The following is a 21,421-nucleotide window of genomic DNA, read 5'->3' as shown; positions in this document are numbered from 1 at the left end:
CGGTAACTACTACTCCGGTTTCGGGTACGTTTACTGTTTCTGCAACGGCTACGGCAACTTCTACAAGAATGCGTGTTTCTATGCGTTACAACGCCATTCCTGCTGCTTGCGGTGCCTTTGATTATGGACAGGTGGAAGATTATACGGTTAATTTAGTTACCGGAACAGCAGACACTACGACACCAACAGCGCCAACCAGCCTAACGGCTTCCGGCACCACGCAAACGACAACTAATTTATCCTGGACGGCTGCTACAGACAACGTAGGAGTAACAGGCTACGATGTTTATCAAGGCGCAACGTTAAAAGCCACCGTTACAACCACTTCCTATGCGGTTACAGGTTTAACAGCGGCGACAGCATATACCTTCTCGGTAAAAGCAAAAGACGCAGCAGGAAACATTTCTGCAGCAAGTAACACGGTGAACGTAACTACGCTGTCCTCTTCATTATCGTACTGTGCATCTCAAGGAAACAGCACTGCGGATGAACGTATTGGAAAAGTGGTTTTCGGGACAATCAATAACACTTCTGCGGGAACTGCCGGATATGAGAACTTCACGGCTCAATCTACCAATGCAGGTCGCGGAACAGCCTATACGATTACCGTGACGCCAACATGGACAAGTTCCGTATATCCGGAAGGTTATGCCGTGTGGATTGACTACAACCAAAACGGGGTATTTACCGATGCGGGCGAATTGGTTTGGAGCAAAACGGCTTCTACCACAACTCCCGTTAGCGGATCAATCACCATCCCGGCTACTGCTACTTTAGGCGCGACAAGAATGAGAGTTTCCATGAAATACAATGGAGTGCCAACATCCTGTGAAGCGTTCTCCTACGGACAAGTGGAAGATTATACGGTTAACATCACTTCGGTACCAGTAGCGACACCTACACTTGTTCTCAACGAGGTGGAGGAATATTTAATCTTATACCCAAATCCAACAGACAGCTATTTAAACATCACTACTACCGACAGTCGAGCGCTTTCGTATAGAATAGTAAATTATTTAGGTCAGGAAGTCAAAAAAGGGAAATTCACTCAACAGGAAAGTATCAACGTAAGCGATCTTACCAGTGGAATTTATATTTTTGAAAGCCATGACGGTCAAAAATCGGTTTCTAAGCGATTTGTTAAGAAGTAATATAGATTGAGATTAATTTAAAAGGCGGGAGCAATCCTGCCTTTTTTTATGGAATAAATCGGTAATTTTGTCAAAAATTTGAAACAATGAGTTATCCGAAAGTAATATTAAAGCCGGGGAAAGAAAAATCAGTACAACGTCGTCATCCTTGGGTGTTCAGTGGTGCCGTTTATGGTGTGAGCCAGGAATTGAACGATGGGGAAATGGTGGATGTGGTCGATTCCAACAAAAAACATCTGGCGACTGGTTATTTCAGTGACCGAGGTAGTATTGTAGTACGTATTCTGACTTTCGGAGACGAAGCCTTCACCGAAAATTTCTGGGCCGACCGATTAAAAGGCGCGTGGGAATTACGCATGAAATTACTTGATTTAAAGGAAACCAATGCTTTCCGTCTGATTCACGGGGAAGGGGATGGCATTCCGGGACTGATTATCGATTATTATGATAAAAACTGGGTATTACAGGCCCATTCCAGCGGAATCTTTCAGGAGATTGAAAAAATCGCCGAAGCCATAAAATCAAATTTTTCCGATTATTGCGAAACCATCTATTGCAAAAGCAGCGGCACTTTACCACAAACCGGAAGAGATTTTTTCCTGTTCGGAGACAAACCGGAAATCATTGCGAAAGAGAACAATATTCTGTTTGCCGTAAACTGGGTGGAAGGCCAAAAAACCGGTTTCTTTTTGGATCAGAGAGACAATAGAAAATTATTGGGGCATTACGCCAAAGGGAAAAGAGTATTGAACACGTTCTGCTACACCGGAGGTTTTTCCGTATATGCGATGAGCGCCGGAGCTCAATTGGTAACCTCCGTAGATATTTCCGAAAAAGCCGTCGCTTTGGCCGAAAGAAATATGGAACTGAACCATGACGATTGCAATCACGAAGCTGTGGCTTCCGACGTGTTTACCTACATGAAAGAACACACCCAGCAATACGACCTGATTGTTTTGGATCCGCCGGCATTTGCCAAAAGCATCAAAAGCAAGCACACCGCAACTCAAGCCTACAAACGTTTGAACATTGCCGGGATGAAAGCGATGGCGCCAAAAGGAATTTTGTTTACGTTTTCCTGCTCACAGGTTATTGACGATGTGTTGTTTTACAATACCGTGGCTGCAGCCGCTATCGAAAGCGGAAGAAACATCCGAGTGTTACACAAACTAACCCAAGGACCCGATCATCCGGTAAATATGTACCACCCGGAGGGCGCTTATCTGAAAGGATTGGTGCTTTACGTGGAATAGCTTTTTTCGTTATTTCGACGAAGGAGAAATTTCTCCATCTGAATCACTTTCCAAAACTCCTCCTTCGACAGATGACAATGCAATAAAAAAAGACCGTCTCGTTTATTGAACAAGACGGTCTTTGTATTTTTAAACTTTGCGAACCTTGCGAAAAACGTTGCGTCTTTGCGGTTAAAAACTAAAGGTTTTCAAAGAAATCATTCCCTTTGTCATCCGTAATGATAAAAGCCGGGAAATCTTTGATGGTAATTTTACGAACGGCTTCCATGCCCAATTCCTCAAAATCAACCACTTCAACAGATAAGATGTTTTCTTTAGCTAAAATCGCGGCAGGACCACCGATGGAACCCAAATAGAAACCACCATATTTGTTACAGGCATTCATAACGTCTTTCGAACGGTTTCCTTTGGCCAGCATAATCATGCTACCGCCATGTTTCTGGAACTCGTCCACATACACGTCCATACGTCCCGCAGTCGTTGGTCCGAAACTTCCCGATGGCATGCCTTCCGGAGTTTTGGCAGGACCTGCGTAATAGATTGGGTGATTTTTGAAATATTCCGGCATTGGTTTTCCGGCATCCAGTAATTCTTTGATTTTCGCATGCGCGATATCACGGGCTACAATCAACGTTCCGTTCAGTTTTAAACGGGTTTTGATTGGGTATTTGGATAATTCCGCCAAAACTTCCGCCATTGGTCGGTTCAAGTCGATTTCTACCGGATCTTCCAGATGGGGTGCGGTTTCCGGCAAGAACTGTTTCGGATTCACTTCCAATTGTTCCACGAAAATACCGTCTTTGGTGATTTTTCCTTTGATGTTTCGGTCGGCCGAACAGGAAACACCCATTCCCACCGGACAAGAAGCGGCGTGACGCGGCAAACGGATCACACGAACGTCATGCGTTAAATATTTTCCTCCGAATTGCGCTCCAATGTGACTCTCCTGGCAGATTTGCTGTACGCGTTTTTCCCACTCCAAATCACGGAAGGCCTGACCCGCCATGTTTCCGCTGGTAGGTAAATTGTCAAAATAACCGGCAGACGCTTTTTTAACGGCCGCCAAATTCGCTTCCGCGGAAGTGCCACCAATAACGATTGCTAAGTGATATGGAGGACAAGCCGAAGTGCCCAAATCCATAATGCGCTCACGAACGAATTCATCCAGGGATTTCTCGTTCAGCAATGATTTTGTCTTTTGGTATAAGAAGGTTTTGTTGGCCGAACCGCCTCCTTTGGCTAAAAACAGGAACTCATAGGAAGCACCTTTTTTAGCGTAAATATCAATTTGTGCCGGAAGATTGGAACCGGAGTTCTTTTCTTCAAACATCGAAATCGGAACAATTTGAGAATAGCGTAAGTTTCTCTTTTGGTAGGTGTTGAAAATTCCTTTCGAAAGCGCTTCACCATCATCGGCTCCGGTATACACGTTTTCTCCTTTTTTCGCCATCACAATTGCGGTTCCGGTATCCTGACACGAAGGCAATTGTCCTTCTACCGCCACCACAGCATTTTGCAATAAGTTATAGGCTACGAAACGGTCGTTGTCGGTCGCTTCGGGATCTTCGATAATATTTCTCAGTTTTTGCAAATGCGAAGAACGCAACATGAAGGACACATCGCTCATGGCTTCTTCGGCTAATAACTCCAAACCTTTCGGGTCTACCGTTAAGATTTCGCGGTCGCCCAATTTTTCCACTTTAACGTAGTCGGAAGTGATTTTTCGGTATTGGGTATCGTCTTTTGTAATCGGATACGGGTCTTGGTATATAAAGTCCATGTAATAGTAATTTTAGGAGCGTAAATATAAGGAATATTGGGCGAATGAGAAATGATTTTGGAAGACTAGGTTTTCTTACGTAAGAATTTCATAATCATTTTAAAAACGATATAACAGAATGTTGTTAAAACGACAAATATGAAAAACTGCCAAAGAAAAAGTCCTATCGAGAAATCCTCTATTAATGTTTCCATGTTTTGATATTGTTATTCTAGGATAGATAAATCATCTTTTTTTAAAAAAACCAGCTCGCCACGAAAATCGCCGTAATCACACAAATCACATCCACCAAAAGCATCGTTCCTAAAGCGTAACGGGTATTTTTTATATTAACCGAGCCGAAGTAAACGGCAATGACGTAAAACGTACTTTCGGCACTGCATTGGAAAATACTGCTTAATCGTCCGGTCATGGAATCGGCTCCAAAAGTATTCATCGAATCAATCAAAAACCCTCGTGATCCCGCAGAACTGAAAGGACGAAGCAAGGCTACCGGTAACGCATCGGTGATTTCTTTGCTTACGCCCATATTGGAGAAAATGAACGCTATCCAATTGCTGATAATTTCAAATAAACCGCTGTTTCGGAATAACGAAATGGCCACTAACATTCCCAAAACATAAGGAAAAATAGTAACCCCGGTTTTAATTCCATTATTGGCCCCTGTTACAAAGGCTTCAAAAACAGTGGTGTTTGCCTCAGTAAACTGCTTTTCCTTTCGGAAGGAAAAAATCAAAGTAAAAGCGATAATTCCCACTAATATTAACGCGGAAAGATTGGAAGTGAAATAGTTTTTACCGATCAGATCCAAATGGTTCACATACATCAGCAAGCCAATGATTCCGGCAATTAATGCCATTAGTACGGCTACCAAAGAAGCGCTCTTGAAATTGATTCGTTGTTTCGCGCCCACAATCAGAAAAGCGGCAATCGTACCGATAAAGGAAGTGATGATACAAGGGAGCATCACGTCGGCTGGGTTGGTGGCACCCGCAGCAGCCCGATACCCAATAATGGAAGTGGCAATTAAAGTGAGCCCCGAAGCATGCAGACACATAAACATAATCTGCGCATCACTGGCTTTGTCTTTTTCGGGATTGATTTCCTGTAAACTTTCCATGGCTTTTAACCCAAATGGCGTGGCAGCAGAATCCAATCCCAGGAAATTAGCGGCAAAATTCAACGTCATATAAGAAATAGACGGATGGTTTTTCGGAATACTCGGAAACACTTTTACAAACACGGGGCTTAGTACTTTTGCTAATTTTCCGGAAGCCCCGGAGATAATCAAAAGCTCCATTAACCCACAGAAAAAAGCCAAATAAGCAATCAGCGGAAGAATCAGATCAAGTAAGGTACTTTTACACGTGGGCAACAAACCATCCGATTTTTGTACCCCACTGAAAATCTTTACCGTTTGGTTTTTGTAAACATAGGTGGTATCCGGATTGGTATCGATGGTATTGATGACGATGGTGTTCTCCGGCGCTTTTTCAATGCTGTCTTTGATGAAAGTCGGAACTTCGTTCAGGTATTTTTCGGAGATCAGGATGGGTTCGTCTTTTTTTCCGTTCAACACATAATCGATGGAATAACTGTTACCGGTAAACAAACCGATGACCACAAAAGCAATCGAGGAAATAAAAATCACCAACCAAAATCTGCTCAATACCATAAAACTGTTTTTTTGTAAATGTACTATTTAACCGCAAAGTTCGCAAAGGTTTTTTACTTCGTCTGTTCGACCTTTTCTCGGGTCGCAAAGAACGCAAGCGAACCTGAAGTTTCCGAATGCCTTAGCCCCGATTACTTCGTCAGTTCGCTTCGCTCGTGTGGAACGGCATCCTTTTTTGCTGTACCGATAATTCACCGAACATGACAGCAAAAAAGATACAGTGGATAGCGGGATCAAGCTCCTAAATATGAATAACTTCTTCCTCAATCAACAAATCCTCTCTTCGCAAGCGTAACAGCACCTGCGCCACCGCAATCACGTCTTTTTCACAATAGTTAATAATGCGGTCGATGTCTTTCTCCACATAATAAGTATGGGCCACTTCACTGCCGTCGATATCGTCTTTTGGGGATGGAATCCCGAGTACGTTAGTTAACAACTTCAACGACGTAAAGGTTTTGTAATCGCCGAATTTCCACAATTCCATAGTGTCGAGATGCGGGACTTCCCAAGGTTTTTTGCCGAACAGATTCAGCTTCATCGGTATTGCAATCTGGTGGATAATCATGCGTCGTGCAATGAACGGAAAGTCGAATTCCTTAGTGTTGTGTCCGCACAGAATGTGTTGTGGCTGACTGAAATGGTTGTTCAATAAGTTGCTGAACTCTTTCAGGATTTTCACTTCATCCCCGAAAAAAGAAGTCACCCGAAAATGACGAATATCACCTTTAAAGGTAAAATACCCGACGGAAATACAGATGATTTTCCCGAATTCGGCCCAAATGCCCGCACGTTCGTAAAAGGCTTCGGGAGTAAAGTCGTCCTTGCGTTGGTATTTTGTTTTCTGGTCGAAAAGCGCTTGTTTGGTTTCGTCTAAAACGCTAAAATTTTCTTCTTCGGGAACCGTTTCGATGTCTAAAAACAGAATGTGTTCCAGGTTAATTTTCTCAATCATTTTTGAATGGTTTGTATTAGTGATATTTGGCTTATAGATGAAAATTACTACAAATAAAAGAATTATTTTCGTTTCTCCAACATTTTATACGCTTCATTTACATAAACATACAAATCGTTGCTGTGTGGGTCGGTTTCGGTTTGCAATCCTTTGATATGTCCTAAGCGTACGATAATCACATTGTCTTTCGGAATCACGATGACGAATTGTCCCAAATGCCCGCGCATGTAAAACAATTGTTTGCCGTTGATGTTATGTAACCAGAATCCATAACCGTATTGCGGACTGTCAGGAAATCTTGGTGTAATCGATTTGGCGACAAACGTACTGTCCAAAAGCTGTTGGCCGTTCCATTTTCCGCCTTGGTTGTACAGTTTTCCGAAGCGGGCAAAATCCCTGGCATTGCTCGCAATACAGCAATAGGCTTTTTCAATGCCGTCATCATTATGGTCGAGTTGCCAAAGCGCTTCGTTTTCGGCGCCCATCGGTTGCCAGAAGTTTTTGGAAACATAATCCGAAACATATTCCCCGGTGGCTTTTTCGATACACATCGCCAACAATTGCGTGGAGCCGCTCAGGTATTTGAAGGTTTGCCCCGGTTTTTCCTTGATGTCCAATCCTAAGATTACTTTCTTTAAATCGTTGTCAAAATAAGCGCGCGTTACAATGGAAAGCGGACTATAGTATTTCTCGTCCCAGCTCAATCCGGACGCCATTGATGATAAATCGCCCACGGTTACTTCCTTTGCATATTGGCCTTTTAGTTCCGGGAAAAAATCGGTCACTTTCTGGTCTAAACTTTTGATTTTCCCTTCCATAATCGCTTTGCCCAACGCCGCCGAAATCACACTTTTCGCCATCGAAAACGAATTGGATTTCGAATCTTTTCCGTAGCCGTCAAAATAGCTTTCGTGCCAGATGCTGTCGTTTTTAATGATGAGGTAGGCTACGGTTTGCAGTTCTTTATGGGTTTTGTTCAGTTCCTGGGTAGCGGGTACCGAATTGTAATCTTTGGCTAAGGCCCAAGGTTGCGCAACGCCTTTCTTGATTTCACGATTGGGGAAATGGGTATAATCGTTTAAAAATGCGGTTGTATAGCCTCGGAAATAAATGGTACGCACCGCCCGAAGCAGGTAATCCACATCAAAAATGTACATTAAGATGATGATGGCTGCCAACGTGATGACAAACCATTTGAGGAATTTTTTCAGAAAGTTCATGGTTTTGGGTTTTCCGTATGTTACGAATTTAAGTAAAATCAGGATATGTTTTTGATTTTTTTGGAGCGTCCCGATAGCTATCGGGAGGTTTGGGGTTTTTTGCGGGCCATTTTCCTGCTTCCCGATAGCTATCGGGACGTTGCAAATGAAATTCACTGAACACCACTGCAAATAGATGCTTTGTGAAGTAATCTGTCATTGCGAGCTTGCGCGACAATCTCCCAACGCTAGGATTTTCACTCCCATCAGGGATAAAAAGGAAGCCATAGCATTCTTGGAAATTTAAAAAAGACTTTGTTGCGCAGACGGGTGTTCATGTTCTAACAGCCATTTCTTACGCCACAATCCCCCGGCATATCCGGTAAGCGATCCATCGGAACCAATCACGCGATGACAGGGAACCACAATCCACAACGGGTTTTTGCCATTGGCAGAAGCTACGGCACGAATGGCTTTCACATCGCCCAGTTTTTTGGTTAGCTCCAAATAGGAAGTGGTTTTACCGTACGGAATTTCCAGTAAGGCTTTCCAGACTTTCTGTTGGAAATCGGTGCCTTTCGGGTTGAGGGCAAACGTAAAATGGGTTCGTTTTCCATCAAAATATTCCTGAAGTTGTTTTACGGCGTCTTTCAGTTCCAACGGAATGGTTTTCGAGATTTCGCCTTCCTGAAGAATCGAAATTACCGAAACACCATTTTCGTCGCCCTTAATTTTGGCAGTGCCCAGCGGAGTATTGATGAAGACAGTTTGCATCTGATAAAGATAGCAAATTAGTCGGTCGCTTCCAATTCAAATATCTCGTTAACCGACTTTTCAAACAGCTTGGCAATTTTCAGAGCCAATACCGTGGAAGGCACGTATTTTCCGGCTTCAATCGCGTTGATGGTTTGACGGCTCACCCCGATTTTTTCTGCCAGTTCGGCTTGGGTGATGTTGGCTATCGCACGCTGTACTTTCACATTATTCTTCATCGTCGGAAATTATATTGTTTTTGTAAAGCATCCAGTGAAAACGCACGATGAAAAACAACAAAAGGGTAAACATGTTGTACATCATGACGTTCAGAAAGGGAAGGCCGTAAATGAAAAGAATGCAGAACAGCAATACGGCATAGTTCACATATGTCGCCCAAACCAGGCTTTCCAATCGGATTTTGGCAACCATTTCGTCTTCCATTTTCTCTTTGGAAAAGGCAAAGATAAGGCCGCTTACGATAAAAAGGGTCATTGCAATTTCGTCTAAAATATTGTTCGTGATCCACCGGAAGTAGAACGGTCCTTTAAAACCTTCATCGTTCATTAAAGCAAACACATTGGCTTGTATTTTCACCGCTTCATCGTCGTTAAAGTTTAATACAAAAACCAGTCCGATACAGGAAAGTGCCAACAGTAGCAGACTTGGTTTTTTAAAGGCATTCGGAAATAAAAAGTTCGTTTTCATGATGATTGATTTTTAATGATTGCACCAAATGTAAAACATAATTTCCAAAAAGACAAATAAACTTTACATTTTGTCAAACAAAAATGTCCTCCGTAGAGGACAAGTACTTTTATTTGGCGAAACTCAGCATGTAACTTTCCAGCGCTGCCAATTCTTCTTTAGGAAGGTTTTTGGTAATCGCGAAGTTGGTTTTCATCACACTGTATTGGGACGGATCGACTATCGGTTTGCTTTTTTCGGTTAGGAAATCGGTAATACTGGCGCCTTTTTCCTTATAGATTTTTGCAATTTCGGCGACACTTGGCCCGATCACTTTCTGATTGGGTTTGTGGCAGGAATAGCACATGCCTTTGCCGTTGAAAATTTGTTCACCCAAATCATTCGGTTTTACGGTTTCCACTATTTCCGAATCGTTTTTTCCGAACGCTTCTGTCGTTTCTTTTTTACAGGAAACAAAAGCAATCAGCAAGATTAAAAGCAATGCGTTTTTTTTCATATTATTTGTTCAATAAAATGGCTGCTTCTTTTGCGAAATACGTCGAAATCAAACTCGCGCCTGCACGTTTGATGCACATTAACTGTTCCATCATGATCTTGTCGTGATCCAGCCAGCCTCTTTCGGAAGCCGCTTTAATCATTGCATATTCTCCCGATACGTGGAATACCGTTACCGGAACATTCACCGCGTTTTTCACTTCGCGAACAATGTCCAGATAGGCGATTCCCGGTTTTACCATAACCATGTCGGCACCTTCTTCCACGTCCATTAGCGCTTCCCGAATGGCTTCGATGCGGTTGGCATAATCCATCTGATAGGTTTTTTTGTCTTTCGGTACTACAATGTCGGCTTCTTTCGGCGCACTGTCCAACGCATCACGGAACGGTCCGTAAAACGCTGAAGCATATTTCGCCGAATAACTCATAATCCCCACATTATGGAAACCGGCCGCGTCCAAACCTTCACGCAAACGCAGCACGCGTCCGTCCATCATGTCGCTTGGCGCTACGAAATCGGCTCCCGCTTGTGCATGAGAAACAGCCATTTTTACTAAGGCATCAACGGTTTCGTCATTGGCAACATCACCGTTTTTGATGATTCCGTCGTGACCGTACATCGAATACGGATCCAACGCCACATCCGGCATCACAATCATTTCCGGACAAGCAGCCTTGATGGCTTTGATGGCCTGTTGCATCAGTCCGTTCGGGTTCCAGGCCTCTTTTCCGGTATTGTCTTTTAAATCGTCGTTGACTTTCACATAAATGTTTACGGCACGAATGCCCAAAGCGAACAATTCTTTCACTTCTTCCACGGTCAAGTCGATGGAACGACGGTAAATACCCGGCATGGAAGGAATCTCCACTTTTACGTTTTCGCCTTCCGCGATGAACATCGGGAACATAAAGTCGGCCGGACTTAAACTGGTTTCGCGGACTAACGAACGGATGCTTTCGTTTACGCGTAATCTTCTACCTCTGTGTAATGGGAACATAACTTTTATTTTTAAATCCAATCGATTGGACTGGCTAATGCTTTTATTAACTTTTCTTCCTCGCTACCCGTTTCCGGATGGTGGTCGTACACCCACTGCACATGTGGTGGTAAGCTCATCAAAATCGATTCGATTCTTCCGTTGGTTTTTAAGCCGAATAACGTACCTTTATCGTGGACTAAATTAAATTCCACATACCGCCCGCGACGGATTTCCTGCCACGTTCTGTTGGCTTCGGAATAGGGTAAATTTTTTCTTTTTTCCACAATCGGAACATACGCCTCAAGGAAACTGTTGCCGACTTCCGTTACGAAATCAAACCAGTTTTCCATCGACATGTCTTCGGTGGCTTTGCAATGGTCGAAAAACAATCCGCCAATGCCTCGCGCTTCGTCACGGTGTGCGTTCCAGAAATACTCGTCGCATTGTTTTTTAAACTTCGGATAGAATTCCGGATGGTGTTTGTCGCAAGCCGTTTTACAGGTCTGATGAAAATGTTTGGCATCTTCTTCAAACAGGTAATAGGGTGTTAAATCCTGTCCGCCGCCAAACCAACTGTTAATCACGCTGCCTTCTTTGTCATACATTTCGAAATAGCGCCAGTTCGCGTGAACAGTGGGTACCATCGGGTTTTTTGGATGGATGACCAAACTCAGTCCGCAAGCGAAAAAGTCGACTTCTCCCACGTTGAAGTAGGTTTGCATCGCTACAGGTAATGCACCATGAACGGCTGAAATGTTTACGCCACCTTTTTCAAAAACGTTTCCGTTTTCGATTACGCGCGTTCTTCCGCCGCCGCCTTCCGGTCGTTCCCATAAGTCCTGACGGAATTTAGCTTGACCATCAACGTCTTCCAAACCTTTGCAGATTTGGTCCTGGAGGGTTTGTATGTATTTATAGAATTGTTCTTTCATTTTTGAGTTTCTGAGTGCCTGAGTTTCTGAGTGCCTGAGTTTTTACTTAGCTACTCAGCGACTCAGTTGCTAAGCAACTATTTTTGATATTCTTTCACGGCCTCCACAAAAGCCTTCGCATGATCCACCGGAATATTCGGTAAAATACCGTGACCTAAATTTACGATGTATTTGTCTTTTCCGAATTCGTCTATCATTTCGTGTACCATTTTTTTGATGGTTGGAATTGGAGAAAGTAATCTTGACGGATCGAAATTTCCTTGTAAGGTGATGTTTCCGCCGGTTAAATATCGTGCGTTTCTTGGCGAACACGTCCAATCTACCCCTAAAGCAGAAGCTTTCGATTTCGCCATATCGTTAAGTGCAAACCAACAGCCTTTTCCGAAAACAATCACTTCGGTTTCTTCGGCCAACGCTTCCACGATTTGGTTGATGTATTTCCACGAGAATTCCTGATAATCGGCTGGAGACAACATGCCACCCCAAGAATCAAAAATCTGAATCGCGTTACAACCCGCTTTTACTTTTTCCTTTAAATATAAAATAGTCGTATCGGTAATTTTTTGCAATAAAGTATGCGCCGCTACCGGATTCGAAAAACAGAAACCTTTTGCCGTATCAAAACTTTTCGACCCTTTTCCTTCCACCGCATAGCAGAAGATGGTCCATGGTGAACCCGCGAAACCAATCAATGGCACTTCGTCGTTCAACATTTCTTTGGTCAGTTTGATGGCATCCATCACGTAACCTAAGGTTTCTTCAATATTCGGAATGAAAACCTGATTGACTTGTTCCATCGTACGGATTGGATTCGGGATAATCGGACCTAAATTGTCTTTCAGCTCCACGTGGATTCCCATCGCTCTGGGAACCACTAAAATATCGGAAAATAAAATAGCAGCATCCGGTTTTACGATACGGATGGGTTGCACCGTAATTTCGGCTGCCAGTTCCGGAGTTTCACAACGGGTGAAAAAATCGTATTTGTCACGTAATGCACGGAATTCCGGTAAATATCTTCCTGCCTGACGCATCATCCAAACGGGTGGACGTTCTACAGTTTCTCCTTTTAAAGCTCTTAGAAATAGGTCGTTCTTAATCATAGTTTCTTTTATAGTTGCAAAGCGACAAAGTGCCGGAGTTGCAAAGTTTTATTTAAATTCGTTGATGCATTGGATAATCGTGTTCTCAATGGTGGGTTGATTGGCGATTACGATATTTTTGATTCCGAATTGACTTGCGGCTTCTGCGGTGGTTTCCCCTATACAGAAGGCAATTTCGGAAGTAATTTTATTTTTTTTCAGATAACTTTCCACGCCGGACGGACTGAAAAATAAGATGCCGTCGACTTTGGTGTCGATTTTCTGTGGTGTTAAAAGCGTCTGATAAACTTCGATTTCATTGAAGGTGATTCCGGCTTCGGTCAAGGCTTCCGGTAAGGTGTCCCGACGCAAATTCCCGCTGAAAAACGTATAGCTTTCATTCGGATATACCAGTGTTATAATTTCGGCTAAATCGGCAGCGTAACCCGTGTGGGCTTCCACTTTAAATCCGTTTTCTTCGAGTAAGGCTTTTGTTTTTAATCCGACACAAAACACTTTTTTCGATTTCAGTTCCTCACATTTCGGATGTTGTAAAACGCTTTGAACTCCGTTTTGACTTGTGAAAATCAAGGTTTCATTCACATTTTTCACTTCGAAATCGGTGCTTTTGGTTTCAATGAAATCCGCTTCAATCACTGAAAATTCGGCATTGAGCAGAAATTGCTTCTGATTGGGCAATAGTTTTTTGGTGGACAGTATGCGAATGGCCTCACTCATTATTTTTTCAGTTTCAGTTTAATGTCGGCCATCAGTTCCGAACCGCCATTGGTTAAGATTTCCTGAGCGGACGTATAGCCTAATTTCTTCCATTCTGAAATATCCACGACTTTGTTGATTTCGAATTTCTGACTTCCGTCCAACGAAAATAAAACACCTTGAAAATGAAGCGTGTCGTCAATTTCATTGTATTTTGCAATAGCGCCAATCGGGGCAGTACAACCACCTTCCAACGTTCGTAAAAACTGGCGTTCGATATACGTGCAAACTTCGGTTTCGATGTGGTTCAGTTGGGCTAAAGCGTCCAATGCGAATTCATCATTTTCCATGGCCACCACCATCATGGCGCCTTGTGCTGGAGCGGGAATCATCCAGTCTAAATCGATAAACATTTCAGGTTTCAGGTTGATGCGTTCCAAACCGGCTGCGGCAAAAACGGCTCCATTCCAGTCACTTTCCTGTAATTTCTGCATGCGGGTGTTTACGTTGCCGCGCAAATCCACTACGTTGTGATTGGGATATTTGTTCAGCCATTGTGCCTGACGGCGTAAGCTTCCGGTAGCGATGGTTCCGTTTCCTTCCAGAAAATCCAGATTGCCTTTGTGTACGAGAATATCCAAGACGTTCGCTCTTTCCAGAACGGCGGCCTGCACGATGCCTTTCGGTAACGCGGTAGGGACATCTTTCATGGAGTGCACCGCAATGTCGATTTTACCGGAAATCATGGCGACATCTAAGGTTTTGGTAAAGATGCCGGTGATGCCTAATTCGTATAACGGTTTGTCAAGAATTATGTCACCGGTGGATTTTACGGCAATGATTTTGGTGGAATACCCGAGTTGTTGCAATTGATGTTCAACGGTATGCGCCTGCCATAAGGCCAATTCGCTGTCGCGGGTTCCAATGCGTATGGTTTTAGTCATTTTTAACAGTTTCTATCTGAAAGATTTTCTCAATCCACTCGATACTTTCATCGACCATGGTGTTGTCGTCTTTCAGATGATTGGCAAAATGGTTTGTGATTTTCTGAATGATACGGTTGCTGATGATTTCCGCCTGCTCTTCGTCAAAATTATTGATTTTCTTGCGTTGGAAATTCAGCTCGTTGGTTTTAATGGAATTCAGTTTTTCTTTTAAGGCGTGAATCGTTGGGGCGAATTTACGGGCCTTGGTCCAGCTGATGAACTCGTCTTTGATTTCTTCAATGATGGCTTCGGCAGCAGGAATGTGTTTTTTACGATTTTCCAGTGTTTCATCGGTCATTTGCGATAAATGATCCATATGAATCAGGGTAACGTTATCCAACTCCTGAACGTTTTCGTTTACGTTTTTCGGAATCGATAAATCCAGAATCAGCAAAGGTTTTTTTAAATTCAGAATCGCTTTGTCGATGGTTGGGTTTTGTGCGCCTGTGGCTACTACCAATACATCTGCTTTTTGAATTTCCAATTGTAAATCGGCATAATCTTTTACGAGTAAATCCAGTTTACGGGCCAGTTTCTCGGCTTTGTCTTTGGTTCTGTTGATTAGGGTAATTTGTTCGTGTTTGGTGTGCTTTACCAGATTTTCACAAGTGTTTCTTCCGATTTTACCGGTACCGAACAATAAGATATTTTTATTGGAAATGTCTTCCACATTATTGAAAATGTAACGAACCGCCGCAAAGGAAACCGAAGTGGCACCCGATGAAATTTCGGTTTCGTTTTTAATGCGTTTGCTGGCCTGAATTACGGCATTACACAAACGCTCCAGATAATTATTGGTTAAGCCGTGGCTTTTGCTGGCTACAAAACTGGTTTTTATCTGACTGATGATTTCAAAATCGCCTAAAATCTGACTGTCCAAACCGGTTCCAACGCGGAACATATGACCAATGGCTTCCGTGTTTTTGTATACATAGGCCACTTTCTGAAATTCTTCAATGGTACCCTGACTGTTTTCACACATCAGTTTGATTAACTGAAAAGGATGTTGTGCAAAGCCGTAAATTTCGGTTCTGTTGCACGTTGAGGTAACGATTAAACTTTCGATTCCTTCTTTTTTGGCTTGCAGTAGTAAGTTCTCTTTAGCTTCGTTGTCCAGGCTAAATTTCCCTCTGATCTCGGCGTCTGCTTTCTTATAGCTCAATCCAACAACATAGAATGAAGCAGGCTTTGACGGTATATTATTTTCCATGCTTTTTCACTTTTTACTAAAAGTTAAACAAATGTATTATTAACCAGTTTATTAAAATAACGCTGGAAGGACTTTTTGTGTCGCTAAGAGATTTTTTTGTCCTTTAAATGTTTCTTTAGCGTTATTTCTTTAAATTTGTATATAAATCAAGCTTTCTGAACGGTTTTATTTAGAGTGATTCTAAATAAATTAGCAAACCTTTTTCAGAGATACTTACGAAAAAATACCGCTATGGGTTCTATGGAAGAGATAAAAATTGAAGAAGATTTCATATTGCTTCGTTTTCAGAATGATTCTGAGGAAGTTGTTCGTTTCGAACGTCCTGTGAATATGGGACTTATACAGTTTCATTTTGGACTGAAAGGCAATGCGAAATTTATTTTCAATCAGGGAAATTATGCGTTGGAATTGAAGGAAGAGAAATCGCTTTTGCTGTATAATCCGCAAAAGGAATTGCCATTACAGATGGAAATTGCGCCCAAGTCCTGGGTAATTTCGGTTTTGGTTTCCATAAAGAAATTCCATGGATTGTTTACTGAGCAGGCGGAGCACATTCCGTTTTTGAGCGATGAGAATCGGGATAAGAAATATTACGGAGAGGAAAATATCAGTCCGTCCATGGCTATTGTTCTGAATCAGATGTTTCATTATTCGCTGAATCCGTCTATAAAAAACATGTACTATAAAGGAAAAGGTTATGAATTGCTGAGTTTGTTTTTTAATCGGAATGAAGACCCTAACGCCGAACAGTGTCCGTTTCTAATTGACGAGGAAAATGTTCTGAAACTTAAAAAGGCAAAGCAAATTATAATCAATAATATGGCAGAACCACCTGGATTACAGGAGTTGGCTGATCAGGTGGGATTGAATCTGAAAAAATTAAAAATGGGGTTCAAACAAATTTATGGCGATACCGTATATGGCTTTTTGTTTGATTACAAAATGGAATACGCACGCCGCCTTTTGGATTCCGGTTCTTATAATGTGAATGAAGCCGGATTAAAAATAGGATACAGTACGGCGAGTCATTTTATTGCGGCATTTAAGAAAAAATACGGGACCACTCCGAAGAAATATTTGCTCGAAAAGAGTGTTTGATAAAAAAAAACCACCGTAAGGTGGTTTTTTTATTTAGTTGTAATAATGAGCGATTATTTGAACTTCATCTTTTCCGGTGCCTACGTACATTTTCATTGCTCCCGCTGCACTGGCGTCCGAAACCGCTAGTTGAGCGGAAAACATCGGGCAATAGGTGCCTGGGGGTAATTTTACGTAATCAGTACCCGAATTATGGAAATTCTCATACTCGCCTTTTAAGGTATGCTTGTTGTTGTAATATTGTCCCGATATGCCTAAGCCACCTCCTAAAAGAGAGGATCCGGCACTCACTTCAAAAGATCCTCCGATGAGATTTCCATCCAAGTCATGGGTGACTACCGGTCCAAGATAGTCTCCTTGTCTAAAATACATCAATGTTTGTATGGCTCTTGCGTTTCCATCCCCAACCCTGTTGGTTCCGTTTTTCTCAATTAACCATGATACCGAATAATTTATCTCTACAATAGCAGGCTCGGTTAAGGTAAATGTGGAGTTTGGTATGTCTCTTGGGATGCCGGCATATGTAAATCCGTCACCATAGCCGTGTTGCGTTATCTGATTTACACTGGGATTACTAGTGTCGTCTAAGTAGTTTTCTGAATCAAAAAGTATGGCAATATTGGCTTGAGCAGTGCCCAATATCAAATCACCATTAGCATCCACAAAAACCCTTGAAGTATTTCCTGGGCCTAAATTGTTCGGATTGTTGGGGTAGCTTAAGCCTTCAACTCTGACGGTTGATGATGACCCGCCAACATGCACACCTTGTTGAGGAGACGTTGTGTTGATTCCAACTTGACCGGAGGACAGAATTGGGATTAACAAAATTGTGAGGTATAGGTATCTTTTCATGGGGCCAAATTTTTAATTGTAAATTCTAATTTTTAACGTGTCCGAATATCCGCCAATACCAACGCTTGTAAACTTAGTTTCGCCATCAACTATTTCTGCAAAAAAGTGAAGTGAGTGGTTTCCTGGCGGTATGTTTGTATACCCGTGTCCGTTTGTAAACGAATATCCTAATATACCTTGACTGTGCGAGGAGTAAAATTGTCCATTTAATCCATATTTTTTTGATGACTCAACTGCATCCAGACCATCATTGTTTAAGTCAATGCTGAAATAATATTTAATAGCTCTTGTTGAAATGTCATTAAATGGAGTCATAACCGTATTCAAATCAGTACTTGACAGAATTGTTGTAACGCTGTATTTTACCTCAATTAATGCCGCTTGGGGTGATGTGAATGGGACTATAGAAAACAAACCGGTTTTATTCGTTTCAAGCGTTGTGTTGTTGATGATTGAACCTTTATTTGTTGCTCCGTCTGGAATAAAATTCGGAATGGTCATCAAAAAATTTATAGGAGATAGGTTTCCGCCTGTTCCAATGCCATTTCCTATATTCGGATCTAGGGTAACGTCTCCAAGTGCTGTTACGTAGGCGGGCGAAGGTTTTATGCCATCGTTGTTTGCGGGGTCGTTTACTGCATTTAAGCTTTCTATTCTAATTGTGGAAGTATCTCCTGCTATATGTAAATCCGATAGCGGGTTTGTAGTTCCTATTCCAACTTGTGCGCATAGCATTGAAGGAAAGATTAGGGTGAGTAATAGTTTTTTCATAGCATTTAGTATAGTCTCATGAATATTGAATCAGTATCTATTGCTAATTTCACGTGGGTTGCGAGAGAAGGCAAATTGGTAGATACTTCTGCTTTAAAATCTAAAGTATGGGTTCCTGCGGGAATTTGTATATATGTTGTGGTAGAGTTGTATGCAGGACCTGCCGCAGCAAGAACTTCTCCGGCTAAATGGGGGGCAGGATTATTAATGTTGTTATTCATGTAGCATCTAGAGGTTTGACCGTATCTTCTGGCGCCTCCGTTTAAGGAGTAAAAAGTGGTTATTCTTCTTGCGGCAGCGTCTCTTGTTTTGGTTAAAGGACTTGCGAATTGATACACCTCAAAACTTACGCTATATTTGACTTCTAAGATACTTGGTCTAGACACTGTTACGGTGTAGCTTTTAAATGTAGCTTCCACTTTACCATCCGCATCCGTAATTGGAAGTGTTATTGACGATGTTGGGATGTTTAAATGGTCTATGGCATCACTACCGTCACTATTGTAAAGCGTTTCCAGTTTTAGGCTTAACACCCCATCACTGTCAACATACAAAGGGAATGTTCCTGCTGGTACAGCGTTACCTCCGTTATATTCGTTGTTGTCCTTGTCAAGGCTTTCAACACGGAGTGTACCAACACTATTGTCTAAGTGAAGTTTTTGTTGAGGATTGGTTGTTCCTATTCCAACGGCACTTATTTGTGCGGTTAAGAAATTACAAAGGAGCAATGCTGATACTAAGTAGGAATTTCTCATGCTCTTTGGGTATTTGGGTTAGTAATTGAGGGCTTTTGTTTTTATAAGATGCAAATTAACTCATGTGGTTGCGTTATGTATTAAATAAATATTAAAAAAATGTAAAAACAATAACAATATCATTGTTGTTGTATAAATATAATAATAATATTGGATTTTTATTGAAAAGATAACAAAAATAACTTTATTGGTTGTTTTTGTTATTTTAAGGCTGTTTTGGTGATAATCTTTTCCAGGCCTTATCGTTAAAGGGAGTTAGGCAAATTTCAAAAAAATATTGTGGGGAAAACTTTTTTAGCGGCACTTTTTTATAACATAAAAATATGAATATTTTAAGATTTGCATGTTTCGGCAGTATTTTATGTAAAAACAGGTTTTTGTTATAAAATCATGCAATTCTGGGATCATGCCATAAAAAAAAGCAACCGTTAGGTTGCTTTCTTATATTGTGATTTATTTTTTCTAATTGTAATAATGGGCAATAATCAAGACTTCATCATCGCCTCCACCCATTTGCATTTTTACGGCACCGGTACCTCCGGTATTGGCAACAAATAAAATTCCAGAGAACATGGGACAATACGTGCCAGGGCCTAATTTTACGTAATCATGACCGGTTGCATAGAATTTTTTGTCGTACCCTTCCCCACCACCGGCACCTGCGCTATTTCCGTTGGTGTAAAAATTACCACTGTAGCCCATAGCCCCTACGTTGCCACCAAAATCAATCGGGTTACCGTCATAATCCGTGGAAACGATTGCTCCGGCCGGCCCGTTTTGTCTTAAATAGCAATAAAATTGAGCAGTTCGGGCATGATAATCATCAATTGGGATGCCAGCCTTGTTAATTTCATAGGAAATGGCGTAGTTTATTTCAACAATGGCCGGTCTGGTCAGGGTAAAAGTAGACAGTCCAGGACCAGTTTGTCTTGGCCATCCGGCTTGAGAATAACCTGAGCCCACTCCGGTTTGATTGACTTGATTTGAATCGGCACCCCCAGTATCCAAAGGGTCGGCCAAATAATTCGCAGGATTAAACAATATGGCTATATTCGTAGGGACACTGCTCAACACCAAATCCCCGTTGCCATTGGCATAAACACGGGTGTTTTCATTGGGGCCTAAATTTAAAGCGTTATTGGCAGCATTTAATCCTTCAATTCTAATTGTAGAATTTGATCCTGAGATGTGTAATTTTTCCTGAGGGTTACTGTTGTTAATACCCACTTGGGCAAAAGAAAACAACGTAAAAACAAGTGATGATATGGTGAAAGTATTTTTCATAGCTATATTAATTGTAAATACGGATTTTTAAATAATCTGATGATCCTCCAAAACCTACATAGGTATCCCGGTTATTGCCATCTGAAGTTTCTCCAAAAAACACCAAAGAGTGGGTGCCGGCAGGGATGTTTCCATAACCTACACCATGAATAAAGGCATAACCTACAGACCCTTGAGAAAAGGAGGTGTAAGCTTCTCCATGAAGTCCATATACTTTTGAAAGCTCAACGGGGTCTAAACCATCATTGTTTAAGTCAATATAAAAATAACAACGAACGGTTCTTGCGGATATGTCATTAAACGTTGAGGCTGCCGGAGCAGGTAAAAACTGGTCGGAAAGGTCAATCGTCATGGCATATCGCACTTCAATTAAAGAATTTTGCGGACTGTTAAAAGGTACTGAAACAATCTGTTGCGTCGCATTCGTTACACCAACCGGATTGGCCACAACCGTTCCGTCTCCATAGGGCCCGTTAGGAATGAAGTTTGGGATACTTATCAGGAAGTTCAGCGGTTCGTTGGTTCCTGCGCCTCCACCGGTTGTAAAACCCGGTGGGTTCAGTGTTAAATCGCCATTAGGTTTTGCGTATACCGGTGCCAGTTTAACACCGTCGTTCAAAGCAGGTTGGTTAACACTGTTTAAACTTTCAATACGTATTGTGGAAGTTGTCCCTGCTACATGTAAATCTTGTTGAGGACTACTTGTTCCGATTCCAACCTGAGAATAAGACAAACAACTGAACAAAAACAATATATATGTGATATTTTTTTTCATAGTGTGATGG

22 protein-coding genes are annotated in these 21,421 nt (G+C 41.9%); 3 read left to right on the top strand and 19 right to left on the bottom strand.

Annotation, left to right across the window (positions count from 1 at the left end):
• A partial coding sequence (locus tag BLQ05_RS12735; protein ID WP_143000958.1) for a GEVED domain-containing protein occupies positions 1-1,151 on the top strand: 1,151 nt, incomplete at its 5' end.
• An 86-nt stretch (positions 1,152-1,237) separates the two neighbouring features.
• The gene (locus BLQ05_RS12730) at positions 1,238-2,404 is read left to right on the top strand and encodes a class I SAM-dependent rRNA methyltransferase (RefSeq protein ID WP_023577378.1); all 1,167 of its coding nucleotides are present in this window, start codon (positions 1,238-1,240) and stop codon (positions 2,402-2,404) included.
• A 178-nt stretch (positions 2,405-2,582) separates the two neighbouring features.
• Here the strand turns inward: BLQ05_RS12730 and BLQ05_RS12725 are convergent, their stop codons facing one another.
• The 14 genes from BLQ05_RS12725 to hemA all read right to left on the bottom strand — a co-directional run bounded on the left by BLQ05_RS12725 (position 2,583) and on the right by hemA (position 15,876).
• Positions 2,583-4,184, bottom strand: a complete 1,602-nt coding sequence (locus BLQ05_RS12725) for a fumarate hydratase (RefSeq protein ID WP_023577379.1) — start codon at positions 4,182-4,184, stop codon at positions 2,583-2,585.
• 235 nt (positions 4,185-4,419) lie between these two features.
• Entirely contained in the window at positions 4,420-5,859 is a 1,440-nt protein-coding gene (locus BLQ05_RS12720) for a nucleoside recognition domain-containing protein (RefSeq protein WP_023577381.1), read from the bottom strand.
• 241 nt (positions 5,860-6,100) lie between these two features.
• The gene (locus BLQ05_RS12715) at positions 6,101-6,814 is read right to left on the bottom strand and encodes a 3'-5' exonuclease (protein ID WP_023577382.1); all 714 of its coding nucleotides are present in this window, start codon (positions 6,812-6,814) and stop codon (positions 6,101-6,103) included.
• Positions 6,815-6,876: 62 nt separating this feature from the next.
• Complete coding sequence (locus tag BLQ05_RS12710; RefSeq protein ID WP_023577383.1) at positions 6,877-8,034, bottom strand: serine hydrolase domain-containing protein; 1,158 nt, start codon at positions 8,032-8,034, stop codon at positions 6,877-6,879.
• 282 nt (positions 8,035-8,316) lie between these two features.
• Positions 8,317-8,787 carry a methylated-DNA--[protein]-cysteine S-methyltransferase gene (locus BLQ05_RS12705; RefSeq protein WP_023577385.1) on the bottom strand — a complete coding sequence of 157 codons (471 nt, stop codon included), beginning with the start codon at positions 8,785-8,787 and terminating at the stop codon, positions 8,317-8,319.
• Positions 8,788-8,804: 17 nt separating this feature from the next.
• Positions 8,805-9,005 carry a helix-turn-helix transcriptional regulator gene (locus BLQ05_RS12700; RefSeq protein WP_023577386.1) on the bottom strand — a complete coding sequence of 67 codons (201 nt, stop codon included), beginning with the start codon at positions 9,003-9,005 and terminating at the stop codon, positions 8,805-8,807.
• Positions 8,995-9,474: a hypothetical protein gene (locus tag BLQ05_RS12695; RefSeq protein WP_035654920.1), complete on the bottom strand. Its 480-nt coding sequence runs from the start codon at positions 9,472-9,474 to the stop codon at positions 8,995-8,997. Before BLQ05_RS12695 ends, BLQ05_RS12700 begins: the two co-directional genes overlap by 11 nt.
• A gap of 109 nt (positions 9,475-9,583) precedes the next feature.
• Positions 9,584-9,970: a c-type cytochrome gene (locus tag BLQ05_RS12690; RefSeq protein ID WP_023577387.1), complete on the bottom strand. Its 387-nt coding sequence runs from the start codon at positions 9,968-9,970 to the stop codon at positions 9,584-9,586.
• A gap of 1 nt (position 9,971) precedes the next feature.
• The gene (gene hemB / locus BLQ05_RS12685; protein WP_023577388.1) at positions 9,972-10,967 is read right to left on the bottom strand and encodes a porphobilinogen synthase; all 996 of its coding nucleotides are present in this window, start codon (positions 10,965-10,967) and stop codon (positions 9,972-9,974) included.
• 11 nt (positions 10,968-10,978) lie between these two features.
• The gene (gene hemF, locus BLQ05_RS12680) at positions 10,979-11,881 is read right to left on the bottom strand and encodes an oxygen-dependent coproporphyrinogen oxidase (RefSeq protein WP_023577389.1); all 903 of its coding nucleotides are present in this window, start codon (positions 11,879-11,881) and stop codon (positions 10,979-10,981) included.
• A gap of 77 nt (positions 11,882-11,958) precedes the next feature.
• The gene (gene hemE, locus BLQ05_RS12675) at positions 11,959-12,984 is read right to left on the bottom strand and encodes a uroporphyrinogen decarboxylase (RefSeq protein ID WP_023577390.1); all 1,026 of its coding nucleotides are present in this window, start codon (positions 12,982-12,984) and stop codon (positions 11,959-11,961) included.
• Between the two features lie 48 nt (positions 12,985-13,032).
• A complete protein-coding gene (locus BLQ05_RS12670) occupies positions 13,033-13,701 on the bottom strand; it encodes a uroporphyrinogen-III synthase (RefSeq protein WP_035654922.1) in 669 nt (222 codons plus the stop codon).
• Positions 13,701-14,624, bottom strand: a complete 924-nt coding sequence (hemC, locus tag BLQ05_RS12665; protein ID WP_035654924.1) for a hydroxymethylbilane synthase — start codon at positions 14,622-14,624, stop codon at positions 13,701-13,703. Before hemC ends, BLQ05_RS12670 begins: the two co-directional genes overlap by 1 nt.
• The gene (gene hemA, locus BLQ05_RS12660) at positions 14,617-15,876 is read right to left on the bottom strand and encodes a glutamyl-tRNA reductase (protein ID WP_023577393.1); all 1,260 of its coding nucleotides are present in this window, start codon (positions 15,874-15,876) and stop codon (positions 14,617-14,619) included. Before hemA ends, hemC begins: the two co-directional genes overlap by 8 nt.
• Before the next feature lie 231 nt (positions 15,877-16,107).
• Here hemA and BLQ05_RS12655 point away from each other — a divergent pair, with 231 nt between their 5' ends.
• Positions 16,108-16,974, top strand: a complete 867-nt coding sequence (locus tag BLQ05_RS12655) for a helix-turn-helix domain-containing protein (protein WP_023577394.1) — start codon at positions 16,108-16,110, stop codon at positions 16,972-16,974.
• Between the two features lie 33 nt (positions 16,975-17,007).
• On the opposite strand, the gene BLQ05_RS12650 is transcribed toward BLQ05_RS12655, so the two are convergent.
• The 5 genes from BLQ05_RS12650 to BLQ05_RS12630 form a co-directional block, all read right to left on the bottom strand.
• The gene (locus BLQ05_RS12650) at positions 17,008-17,826 is read right to left on the bottom strand and encodes a hypothetical protein (RefSeq protein WP_023577395.1); all 819 of its coding nucleotides are present in this window, start codon (positions 17,824-17,826) and stop codon (positions 17,008-17,010) included.
• Between the two features lie 12 nt (positions 17,827-17,838).
• Positions 17,839-18,597: a hypothetical protein gene (locus tag BLQ05_RS12645; RefSeq protein WP_023577396.1), complete on the bottom strand. Its 759-nt coding sequence runs from the start codon at positions 18,595-18,597 to the stop codon at positions 17,839-17,841.
• A 5-nt stretch (positions 18,598-18,602) separates the two neighbouring features.
• Positions 18,603-19,352, bottom strand: a complete 750-nt coding sequence (locus BLQ05_RS12640) for a hypothetical protein (protein ID WP_023577397.1) — start codon at positions 19,350-19,352, stop codon at positions 18,603-18,605.
• Positions 19,353-19,814: 462 nt separating this feature from the next.
• Positions 19,815-20,636 carry a hypothetical protein gene (locus tag BLQ05_RS12635; RefSeq protein ID WP_023577398.1) on the bottom strand — a complete coding sequence of 274 codons (822 nt, stop codon included), beginning with the start codon at positions 20,634-20,636 and terminating at the stop codon, positions 19,815-19,817.
• Positions 20,637-20,643: 7 nt separating this feature from the next.
• On the bottom strand, positions 20,644-21,411 hold the full coding sequence (locus BLQ05_RS12630) for a hypothetical protein (protein ID WP_023577399.1): 768 nt from the start codon (positions 21,409-21,411) through the stop codon (positions 20,644-20,646).
• Positions 21,412-21,421 lie beyond the last annotated feature (10 nt).

The sequence above is a fragment of the Flavobacterium saliperosum genome (assembly GCF_900100625.1).
GTDB classification, from domain to species: domain Bacteria; phylum Bacteroidota; class Bacteroidia; order Flavobacteriales; family Flavobacteriaceae; genus Flavobacterium; species Flavobacterium saliperosum.
Note: the sequence above shows the minus strand (reverse complement) of the source record. Positions and strands in the feature narration are given on the sequence as shown.

Bases quoted from the DNA above. Each gene is read 5' to 3' on its own strand.
- BLQ05_RS12730 (WP_023577378.1), top strand. From the start codon at position 1,238: ATGAGTTATCCGAAAGTAATATTAAAGCCGGGGAAAGAAAAATCAGTA.
- BLQ05_RS12725 (WP_023577379.1), bottom strand. From the start codon at position 4,184: ATGGACTTTATATACCAAGACCCGTATCCGATTACAAAAGACGATACC.
- BLQ05_RS12720 (WP_023577381.1), bottom strand. From the start codon at position 5,859: ATGGTATTGAGCAGATTTTGGTTGGTGATTTTTATTTCCTCGATTGCT.
- BLQ05_RS12715 (WP_023577382.1), bottom strand. From the start codon at position 6,814: ATGATTGAGAAAATTAACCTGGAACACATTCTGTTTTTAGACATCGAA.
- BLQ05_RS12710 (WP_023577383.1), bottom strand. From the start codon at position 8,034: ATGAACTTTCTGAAAAAATTCCTCAAATGGTTTGTCATCACGTTGGCA.
- BLQ05_RS12705 (WP_023577385.1), bottom strand. From the start codon at position 8,787: ATGCAAACTGTCTTCATCAATACTCCGCTGGGCACTGCCAAAATTAAG.
- BLQ05_RS12700 (WP_023577386.1), bottom strand. From the start codon at position 9,005: ATGAAGAATAATGTGAAAGTACAGCGTGCGATAGCCAACATCACCCAA.
- BLQ05_RS12695 (WP_035654920.1), bottom strand. From the start codon at position 9,474: ATGAAAACGAACTTTTTATTTCCGAATGCCTTTAAAAAACCAAGTCTG.
- BLQ05_RS12690 (WP_023577387.1), bottom strand. From the start codon at position 9,970: ATGAAAAAAAACGCATTGCTTTTAATCTTGCTGATTGCTTTTGTTTCC.
- hemB (WP_023577388.1), bottom strand. From the start codon at position 10,967: ATGTTCCCATTACACAGAGGTAGAAGATTACGCGTAAACGAAAGCATC.
- hemF (WP_023577389.1), bottom strand. From the start codon at position 11,881: ATGAAAGAACAATTCTATAAATACATACAAACCCTCCAGGACCAAATC.
- hemE (WP_023577390.1), bottom strand. From the start codon at position 12,984: ATGATTAAGAACGACCTATTTCTAAGAGCTTTAAAAGGAGAAACTGTA.
- BLQ05_RS12670 (WP_035654922.1), bottom strand. From the start codon at position 13,701: ATGAGTGAGGCCATTCGCATACTGTCCACCAAAAAACTATTGCCCAAT.
- hemC (WP_035654924.1), bottom strand. From the start codon at position 14,624: ATGACTAAAACCATACGCATTGGAACCCGCGACAGCGAATTGGCCTTA.
- hemA (WP_023577393.1), bottom strand. From the start codon at position 15,876: ATGGAAAATAATATACCGTCAAAGCCTGCTTCATTCTATGTTGTTGGA.
- BLQ05_RS12655 (WP_023577394.1), top strand. From the start codon at position 16,108: ATGGGTTCTATGGAAGAGATAAAAATTGAAGAAGATTTCATATTGCTT.
- BLQ05_RS12650 (WP_023577395.1), bottom strand. From the start codon at position 17,826: ATGAAAAGATACCTATACCTCACAATTTTGTTAATCCCAATTCTGTCC.
- BLQ05_RS12645 (WP_023577396.1), bottom strand. From the start codon at position 18,597: ATGAAAAAACTATTACTCACCCTAATCTTTCCTTCAATGCTATGCGCA.
- BLQ05_RS12640 (WP_023577397.1), bottom strand. From the start codon at position 19,352: ATGAGAAATTCCTACTTAGTATCAGCATTGCTCCTTTGTAATTTCTTA.
- BLQ05_RS12635 (WP_023577398.1), bottom strand. From the start codon at position 20,636: ATGAAAAATACTTTCACCATATCATCACTTGTTTTTACGTTGTTTTCT.
- BLQ05_RS12630 (WP_023577399.1), bottom strand. From the start codon at position 21,411: ATGAAAAAAAATATCACATATATATTGTTTTTGTTCAGTTGTTTGTCT.